Annotated in this window: 9 protein-coding genes and 1 other RNA gene; 7 read left to right on the top strand and 3 right to left on the bottom strand. The window is 70.3% G+C overall.

From position 1 onward, the window contains the following. Positions 1–146 precede the first annotated feature (146 nt). Entirely contained in the window at positions 147–1,268 is a 1,122-nt protein-coding gene (gene prfB, locus H5J30_RS10330) for a peptide chain release factor 2 (RefSeq protein ID WP_181787126.1), read from the top strand. A 305-nt stretch (positions 1,269–1,573) separates the two neighbouring features. Beyond that, the gene (locus H5J30_RS10325; protein ID WP_181787125.1) at positions 1,574–2,347 is read left to right on the top strand and encodes a hypothetical protein; all 774 of its coding nucleotides are present in this window, start codon (positions 1,574–1,576) and stop codon (positions 2,345–2,347) included. Positions 2,348–2,521: 174 nt separating this feature from the next. On the opposite strand, the gene H5J30_RS10320 is transcribed toward H5J30_RS10325, so the two are convergent. Beyond that, on the bottom strand, positions 2,522–2,719 hold the full coding sequence (locus H5J30_RS10320) for a hypothetical protein (protein ID WP_181787124.1): 198 nt from the start codon (positions 2,717–2,719) through the stop codon (positions 2,522–2,524). Positions 2,720–2,945: 226 nt separating this feature from the next. Here H5J30_RS10320 and ftsE point away from each other — a divergent pair, with 226 nt between their 5' ends. The 5 genes from ftsE (at position 2,946) to ssrA (ending at position 6,826) form a co-directional block, all read left to right on the top strand. Beyond that, entirely contained in the window at positions 2,946–3,635 is a 690-nt protein-coding gene (ftsE, locus tag H5J30_RS10315; protein ID WP_018840485.1) for a cell division ATP-binding protein FtsE, read from the top strand. A 30-nt stretch (positions 3,636–3,665) separates the two neighbouring features. After that, positions 3,666–4,577 (top strand): permease-like cell division protein FtsX, encoded by a 912-nt coding sequence (ftsX, locus tag H5J30_RS10310; RefSeq protein WP_181787123.1) that lies wholly within the window; start codon positions 3,666–3,668, stop codon positions 4,575–4,577. Between the two features lie 153 nt (positions 4,578–4,730). After that, entirely contained in the window at positions 4,731–5,846 is a 1,116-nt protein-coding gene (locus H5J30_RS10305) for a S41 family peptidase (RefSeq protein WP_181787127.1), read from the top strand. 17 nt (positions 5,847–5,863) lie between these two features. Then, entirely contained in the window at positions 5,864–6,343 is a 480-nt protein-coding gene (smpB, locus tag H5J30_RS10300) for an SsrA-binding protein SmpB (protein ID WP_181787122.1), read from the top strand. Between the two features lie 113 nt (positions 6,344–6,456). Continuing rightward, positions 6,457–6,826, top strand: a transfer-messenger RNA (tmRNA) gene (gene ssrA / locus H5J30_RS10295). 301 nt (positions 6,827–7,127) lie between these two features. Here the strand turns inward: ssrA and H5J30_RS10290 are convergent. Beyond that, entirely contained in the window at positions 7,128–8,276 is a 1,149-nt protein-coding gene (locus H5J30_RS10290) for a PP2C family protein-serine/threonine phosphatase (protein WP_181787121.1), read from the bottom strand. A 143-nt stretch (positions 8,277–8,419) separates the two neighbouring features. Further along, positions 8,420–8,569, bottom strand: a complete 150-nt coding sequence (locus tag H5J30_RS10285; RefSeq protein ID WP_309505485.1) for a helix-turn-helix domain-containing protein — start codon at positions 8,567–8,569, stop codon at positions 8,420–8,422. Positions 8,570–8,582 lie beyond the last annotated feature (13 nt).

Raw genomic sequence — 8,582 nt, 5'->3', positions numbered from 1 at the left:
CGGCTGGCTGGTCGCGTCGGGCGGCGGTGACAACGGCGGCGGGAGCGGCGGCGGCGACCGCTCCACCACCTCGGAACCCTGACCGCGCTCCGCATCCGCGGATACGCGCCACCTGCGGCCGCCGTATGCAGCGGTACGCTGGTGGGGTGGCAGCACCTGATGTATCCGAATCGCTCAAGGCCCTCAGCTCGACCATGGACTCCATCGAGGCCGTGCTCGACCTCGACAGGCTGCGGGCCGACATCGCCGCGCTCGAAGAGGATGCGGCGGCCCCCGCCCTCTGGGACGACCCGGAGAACGCGCAGCGGGTCACCAGCAGGCTGTCCCTGTTGCAGGGGCAGTTGCGCAAGACCGAGGAGCTGCGCGGGCGTATCGACGACCTCGAAGTCCTCTTCGAGCTCGCCGAGAGCGAGGGCGACGCCGACACGCAGCGCGAGGCCGAGGGCGAGCTGTCCGACGTCCGGCGCGCGGTCGAGGAGCTGGAGGTGCGCACGCTGCTGTCCGGCGAGTACGACCAGCGCGAGGCCATGGTCAACATCCGCGCGGAGGCGGGCGGCGTGGACGCCGCGGACTTCGCCGAGCAGCTGCAGCGCATGTACCTGCGCTGGGCCGAGCACAAGGGCTATCCGACGGAGGTGCTGGACACCTCGTACGCGGAGGAGGCCGGCATCAAGTCGACGACCTTCGCCGTGAAGGCCCCGTACGCGTACGGCACCCTCTCCGTCGAGCAGGGGACGCACCGCATGGTGCGCATCTCCCCGTACGACAACCAGGGCCGCCGCCAGACGTCGTTCGCCGGCGTCGAGGTGCTGCCCGTCGTGGAGCAGACCGACCACATCGACATCCCGGAGAACGAGATCCGGATCGACGTCTTCCGCTCCTCCGGGCCGGGCGGCCAGTCCGTCAACACCACGGACTCCGCGATCCGCATCACGCACCTGCCGACCGGCATCGTCGTCTCCTGCCAGAACGAGAAGTCGCAGATCCAGAACCGCGCCGCCGCCATGCGCGTGCTGCAGGCCCGCCTGCTCGCCAAGCGCAAGGAGGAGGAGCAGGCGAAGATGAACGCGCTCAAGGGCGACAGCGCCGGCTCGTGGGGCAACCAGATGCGGTCGTACGTGCTCCAGCCCTACCAGATGGTCAAGGACCTGCGCACGACGCACGAGGTGGGCAACCCGCAGGCCGTGCTCGACGGCGAGATCGACGGCTTCCTGGAGGCGGGCATCCGCTGGCGCAAGCAGCAGGAGCAGGCGGCCTCCGACAGCTGAGGCCCGGCGGTCGCCGGGCGGGGTGCGCGGGGCGGTCCGCCCGCTGCAATTCCACGTCTGACCGTGGGCGTTGTGCGTGCCGCCGGAGTGTCACAGTCGTGCACCACTTGCCCCGGACATTGGCCGGAAAAAGGTACAACCCCGTCTCAACTCGCTTGACGCTCCAGGGAATACCCGCGAGGCTGACGGCCGAGCTTTGTAGGTGTGTGGGGTTCGTGTGACTCAGGGGGGTAAGCCCGCCGCGAACAGGCCCCGTACCGACGCCAGCCCACTGATCGAGTACGGCTACTGGGGGTAGCGAGCAAATGACGAACAAAGTGCGTGTACGGGTGGCGCGTGTCGCCGCCAGCGCGCTGATCGCCGGCGGGGCTTCGCTCGCCGCCGCCGGTGCCGCGCAGGCGACCGGCGACGACGGCGGCGACACGCGTGTCGAGGTCCAGGTCAAGTCCGGTAACGGCCAGGGTGACGAGGACGCCGGCGGCGTGATCGCCGGCCTCATCGAGGGCTCCACGGGTGAGACCACCGGCGAAACGACCGGTGAGACCACTGGCGAGACGACCGGTGAGACCACCGGCGAGACCACGGGCGAAACGACCGGTGAGACCACCGGCGAGACCACGGGTGAGACCACCGGTGAAACGACCGGTGAGACCACCGGTGAGACCACTGGCGAGACGACCGGTGAAACGACCGGTGAGACCACGGGCGAAACGACCGGTGAGACCACCGGCGAGACCACCACCGACGGCGGTGCCGACGACGGCGGTTCCGGTGACGACGGCGGCTCCGGCGACGACGGTGGTCAGCAGACCACCGGCGGCCAGCAGACCACCGGCGGCACCGGCGGCGGCGACGCCGACTGCGAGCTGGACGGCGACAGTGTGATCTGCGAGGCCGAGTCGACCTCCGGCGGCAGCGAGCCGTCCCCGGCCGGCGACAGCAAGCCGCAGGACGAGCTGGCCGACACCGGTTCCAGCGGTACCACGTACCTGCTCGTGGGTGCGGCCAGCATCATCGCCGGCGGCGTCGGTTTCCGGCTGCTCCCGCGGCTGATGACCCGCAACGAGTCGGCTGCCTGACCCGCAGCGCACGCCCTACAGGCGACACGAAGGGCCCGGAGCGAATCGCTCCGGGCCCTTCCGCGTGCTTCGTGGCGCTGCGTCACGCGCCGTCGATCAAGAGTATGTGATGCAGATCACATGCGCGGGGGATCCCTGCGCCGTACGTTCCGCGCCGCCCCGCGGACTTCGCGGCTATGCCGTCCGGTGCTGGAGGAACAGCACGGCCGCCACGGCCGCCAGCAGCGCCAGCAGTATCCACACCGTGGTCGGCGGCACGCCGCGCCAGCCGCTCTCCTGGCGCATGCGCTCCCTGCTCGCCCGGCAGACGGGACAGCGGCCCTCGCTCACGGGTCCCGCACAGTTCGCGCAGACCAGCCAGTCGCGTGTCATGTGCCTCCTCCTCCCGCTTCGCTCTTGGTGCACCGCAGGTTCCACTTCTCCACCTACCACTGTGCCAGGTCCGGACCGAATCGGCGCGCGCCGCCCGATCCCCGACCGATCTCCGCCCGGGACCCGGGCGGTTTGTCCGTGACGAAACGCACCAACCGCCCACGGCGACTGCGCGCCCCCTCCGCATTCGCGTAAGGTCACCTGCGACCGCGACAGGGAGCCCAGCGTGATCCGATTCGACAACGTCACCAAGCTGTACCCCAAGCAGAACCGCCCCGCGCTCCAGGACGTCTCGCTGGAGATCGAGCGCGGCGAGTTCGTGTTCCTCGTGGGGTCCTCCGGCTCCGGCAAGTCCACGTTCCTGCGGCTCATCCTGCGGGAGGAGCGGACCACCCACGGCCAGGTGCACGTGCTCGGCAAGGACCTCGCGCGGCTGTCCAACTGGAAGGTGCCGCACATGCGGCGCCAGTTGGGCACCGTCTTCCAGGACTTCCGGCTGCTGCCGAACAAGACCGTCGCGGAGAACGTCGCGTTCGCCCTCGAAGTGATCGGCAAGCCCCGCGGCCAGATCCGCAAGACCGTCCCCGAGGTGCTCGACCTCGTGGGGCTCTCCGGCAAGGGCGAGCGGATGCCCGGCGAGCTGTCCGGCGGTGAGCAGCAGCGCGTCGCCGTCGCGCGGGCGTTTGTCAACCGGCCGATGCTGCTCATCGCGGACGAGCCGACGGGCAACCTCGACCCGCAGACCTCGGTCGGCATCATGAAGCTGCTCGACCGCATCAACAGGACCGGTACCACAGTGATCATGGCCACGCATGATCAGCAGATCGTCGACCAGATGCGCCGGCGCGTCATCGAGCTGGAGTTGGGGCGGCTGGTACGCGACCAGTCCCGCGGTGTGTACGGATACCAGCACTGAGCTGCTGCCCCCGGAGCTGAAAGGACGGGCATGCGCGCCCAGTTCGTCTTCTCGGAGATCGGTGTCGGTCTCCGCCGCAACCTGACGATGACCTTCGCGGTGATCGTCTCCGTGGCCCTGTCGCTGGCCCTGTTCGGAGCCTCCTGGCTCATGGGCAAGCAGGTCGACACCATGAAGGGCTACTGGTACGACAAGGTCAACGTCTCCATCTTCTTCTGCAACGAAGTGGACGCCGAGACCTCGCCCAACTGCGAGAAGGGCGCGGTCACGGCGGAGCAGAAGAAGGAGATCCAGGACGACCTGAAGGCCCTGGACGTCGTCGAGAGCGTCCAGTACGAGTCCAGCGAACAGGCGTACAAGCACTACAAGGAGCAGTTCGGCGACTCGCCGCTGGCCTCCTCCCTCACGCCGGACCAGATGCAGGAGTCGTTCCGCGTCAAGCTGACGGACCCCGAGCGGTACGAGGTCATCACCAGCGCCTTCGCCGAGAGACCGGGCGTACAGGAGGTACAGGATCAGCGCAACGTGCTGGAGAGCCTGTTCAACCTGCTCAACGGCATGACGTACGCGGCGATCGGCGTGATGGCGCTGATGCTGGTCGTGGCGATCATGCTGATCGTCAACACCGTACGGGTGTCGGCGTTCAGCAGACGCCGGGAGACCGGGATCATGCGGCTGGTGGGCGCGTCCAGCGTCTACATCCAGTTGCCGTTCATCGTCGAGGCCGCCGTCGCCGGGCTGATCGGCGCGAGCTTCGCCGCCGTGCTGCTGGTCGGCGGCAAGCACTTCCTGATCGACAACTGGCTCGCGGACAAGATCCTGTTGATCAACTTCATCGGCTGGGACGAAGTGATCCGGGTGCTGCCGCTCGTCGTCGCGATCGGCCTGCTCATGCCGGGCATCGCCGCGTTCTTCGCGCTGCGTAAATACCTCAAGGTCTGACAATCAGGGTGGGTGTGGCCTACGCCACGTGCGTGCCGCGGCGTGGTCAACTCCCCCTGAGGCGCCCGCCGCTGTCCTACACTCAGCGGCATGTCGGGTTCGTCTGACAGCGACAGGCCCCGCAGCGCCTTCCGCCGCGGGGCCTCCCTGACGTTGGTCTTCGTCAGCGTCCTGGCCACCGGCGCCGCCACCGGGTCCTGGCCCGGCGAGGCCGAGCGCCCGCCCAAGGTGCTCACGGGCCACGTCGCCGACGAGCAGGTCTACGAGCCGCGCGGCGGCGAGGGCGGCACCGCCGACTCCGCGGGCGAGCTGGTCAGCCGCAGCGGAGACCGCTGGTCGACGGCGTACAGCGCACGCGAGTACGAGTCGCTCCAGCAGATGCTGGCGGGCAGGTACGTCGGCGTCGGGCTGTGGATCAAGACCGACCGGGCCGGCGCCATGGAGATCGCCCAGGTCGGCGCCGACAGCCCGGCCGACGAGGCGGGCATCCGCGTCGGCGACACGCTGCGCGCCGTCGACGGCACCCCCGTCGCGGGCCGTCCCGTCACCGAAGTCGTCGCGCTGCTGCGCGGCGAGGAACTGGGGGAGGGGGCGCGCGGAAGCACGGTGGTGCTTGCGCTGCAGCGCGGCGAGCGCCGCTGGGCGCGGCCCGTGCGCCGGGTGGAGCTGAAGACCGAGCCCGTGACCGTACGCCAGGACAAGCCCGAGGACGACGGCGCCACCGCCCCCGTGATCCGGGTGGAGAGCTTCACCCGCGGCAGCGGCGCGGAGGTGCGCCGGGCCGCGGCCGAGGCCCGCGGCAGCGACGGCCTCATCCTCGACCTGCGCGGCAACTCCGGCGGCCTCGTCGTGGAGGCCGTCGAGGCGGCGTCGGGCTTCCTCGACGACGGGGTGGTGGCGACGTACGACCTGGAGGGCCGCCAGCAGGCGCTGTACGCGGAGCCCGGCGGCAACACCCGTACGCCGCTGGTCGTCCTCGTCGACGGCGGCACGATGAGCAGCGCCGAACTGCTCGCCGGCGCGCTGCAGGACCGCGGCCGCGCCGTCGTCGTCGGCACCCCCACCTTCGGCAAGGGCTCCGTCCAGATGCCGAAGGCCCTGCCGGACGGCTCGGTCGCCGAGCTGACGGTCGGCGAGTACCGCACCCCGGCCGGGCGCAGCCTGGAGGGAGTCGGCGTCACCCCGGACCTCGACCTGGCCGTCACCGGCGACCGGGACGCCGAGGAGGAGGCCCGCACGGTTTTGAGTGGCCTCGGGAGCGGCGTCTAGGCGACAATGGCCCGGCTATGGGTAAAGACACGGGTCGCAAGCTGATCGCGCAGAACAAGAAGGCGCGGCACGACTACCTCATCCTCGACACGTACGAGGCGGGGCTCGTGCTGACCGGTACCGAGGTCAAGTCGCTCCGCCAGGGGCGGGCCTCGCTGGCCGACGGCTTCGCGCACCTCGACGGCGGCGAGATCTATCTGCACAACGTGCACATTCCGGAGTACTCGCAGGGTACGTGGACAAACCACAGCGCGCGCCGCAAGCGCAAGCTGCTGCTGCACCGGGCCGAGATCGACAAGCTGATCGGCAAGACGCAGGAGAGCGGGCTGACGATCGTGCCGCTGGCGCTGTACTTCAAGGACGGCCGGGCGAAGGTCGAGATCGCGCTGGCGCGCGGCAAGCGGGAGTACGACAAGCGGCAGACGCTGCGCGAGAAGCAGGACAACCGCGAGGCGCAGAAGGCGATCTCGGCGGCGAGGCGCAAGTTCCGCGGCTGACCTGCGCGGACGGGGCGCGTGCCGCGGGGGAATGCGGTGGCACCGCGCGGCGTTGTTCCAGTAGGCTGTGCGCAGCAGCTCCGCGTGGGTTGCGCACCTTGAAAACACCACATGGGGATGATCGGTTTCGACAGCGGCTGTCGGAACAGGAGAAGCGAGCCGAGGAAGCGGCCATGATCTCGTTAACCACAGGCCGAAACAAATAATCGCCAACACCAAGCGCGATTCCTTCGCCCTCGCTGCATAAGTAGCGACTTGCGAAGTGTCAGCCCGGGGGTGTTCCCGACCCGGATCCTGGCATCAGCTAGGGGACTCCACTGTTAGACCCGGTCACGGGGTGTAGCAGGACAAACCACAGTGACTGAGCCCGTCGGAGACTTGTCCGCGTGATCTCCGGGGCCGAGAAAAACGTAGCGGACTGCGCTCGGAGAAGTCCTGTCCCTGCACCGTTGGACGCGGGTTCGATTCCCGCCATCTCCACGAATGCGAGAGGCGACGTGTGCCCACGAAAAGCGTGGGCCGCGTCGCCTTCGTCGTTTCTGCGCGGCTTCGCCGCGCGCAGCGGGGGCTCCGCCACCCGCACCCCCCTAGGCGGCGAGAGGCGACGTGTGCCCACGAAAGGCGTGGGCCGCGTCGCCTTCGTCGTTTCTGCGCGGCTTCGCCGCGCGCAGCGGGGGCTCCGCCACCCGCACCTCCCTAGGCGGCGAGAGGCGACGTGTGCCCACGAAAGGCGTGGGCCGCGTCGCCTTCGTCGTTTCTGCGCGGCTTCCCCCCGCACCGGACGTCAGAGCGGTGGTGGGGTGTCGGGGAGGCGTTCGATGGCCAGGAGTGCGGCGTCGTCGGCGAGCTGCCTGCCGGCGTGCCGGAGCAGGTCTTTGCGCACCCCCGCGACGAGGCCGTCCAGGTCCTCGTCCGCGTGCCGCGCGGCGCTTTCCGCCAGGGGGAAGTAGACCCCGTGCTCGTTGCGGGCCTCGATGAACCCGTCGGTGTAGAGCAGCAGCCGCGCGCCGGGGCGGAAGTCGATCGTCTGCGGGACCGGCAGCGTGCCGACGAGTCCGCCGAGCCCGATCGGGACGCCGGGCCGGTCGGGCAGCTGGCCGGTGACGGTGCCGCCCTGGATGAGCAGCGGCTCCGGGTGGCCCAGGTGCACGATGCGCGCCACGGGCTCCTCGGTGGGGATCTCCACCAGCAGGGCGGTGGTGAAGCGCTCGCTGTACGCCTCGCACGGGTCGTCCCGGTCGATCTCCCGGAGCGCGGTCTCCTCCATCCGCCCGGCGACCTCGCCGATCGTCGGCTCGCGGTACGCCGCCTCGCGGAAGCACCCGGTCAGCACGGCGGAGACGCCGACGGCGGGCAGCCCCTTGCCCCGTACGTCGCCGATGAGCACGCGGGCGCCGTACGGGGTCTGCAGGGTCTCGTACAGGTCCCCGCCGATCTGCGCCTCCGCCTCGGCGGCGAGGTAGACGCTGCGCACGGCGAGCCGGTCGATGCGCGGCGGCGGCGGTCGCAGCAGCGCGCGCTGCGCGGCTTCGGCCACCGACCGGACCTGTTTCAGCTCCGCCTCGCGCTTCTCCCGGATGACGGCGGCCACGATGCTGGCCAGACCCACGGCGGCGGCGGACGCGAGTGTCATGTCGGAGCTGAGAGCGCCCCAGAGGTCGTGGTAGACGTTCATCGCCACGGTCAGGGCGACGACGATGGCGGAGATCACGGCGGTGGCCCGTACGGAGATGGTCGCCGCGGCCACCACGGGGGCGGCGACCAGCAGCGGTGCGACCTGCGTCGTGCGGGGGGTCGAGACGTCGATGACCGCGGTGATGGCGATGATCAGCACCGGGAACAGGACGAGGGGGACCCGGGACGCGCCGGGTGGAGCGGGGGCCTCGGCGCCTCCGACATCGCGGCGGTGGCCGCCGCGCGGCGGGAGTCGCATGGCGATGGCGTCCTTCGGTCGGTTTGTACCTTATGTTCCGACTCATTCGAGGATATGCCACGTCAGGGAAGGCGACGCCACCATGCGGCCCGATCGGGGGCGGCGGCGTGACTACCGGGAGGTAGGGCGCGGCAGTGGTGCGGTCAGCGTTCTCCGGGCGTGGCGCGGAGCGCCAGGGCCTCGGGGGCGATGATCTCCACCTCGCCGCGGGCGTACGCCAGCAGGCCCTCGCGGCGGAGTCCCGACAGCGCGCGGTTCAGGGTGACGCGGGTGACGCCGAGGTGGTCGGCCAGGGGCTGCTGGCCG

Origin of the sequence: Streptomyces phytophilus, assembly GCF_013870535.1 — a bacterium.
Taxonomy (GTDB): Bacteria; Actinomycetota; Actinomycetes; order Streptomycetales; family Streptomycetaceae; genus Streptomyces; species Streptomyces phytophilus.
The sequence above is the reverse complement of the archived record's forward strand: the minus strand, read 5'-3'. Positions and strand labels throughout refer to the sequence as shown.

What these genes read in the sequence shown, in the direction of transcription:
- H5J30_RS10325 (WP_181787125.1), top strand. Translation starts at nt 1,574, where the DNA reads ATGACGAACAAAGTGCGTGTACGGGTGGCGCGTGTCGCCGCCAGCGCG.
- H5J30_RS10320 (WP_181787124.1), bottom strand. Translation starts at nt 2,719, where the DNA reads ATGACACGCGACTGGCTGGTCTGCGCGAACTGTGCGGGACCCGTGAGC.
- ftsX (WP_181787123.1), top strand. Translation starts at nt 3,666, where the DNA reads ATGCGCGCCCAGTTCGTCTTCTCGGAGATCGGTGTCGGTCTCCGCCGC.
- smpB (WP_181787122.1), top strand. Translation starts at nt 5,864, where the DNA reads ATGGGTAAAGACACGGGTCGCAAGCTGATCGCGCAGAACAAGAAGGCG.
- H5J30_RS10290 (WP_181787121.1), bottom strand. Translation starts at nt 8,276, where the DNA reads ATGCGACTCCCGCCGCGCGGCGGCCACCGCCGCGATGTCGGAGGCGCC.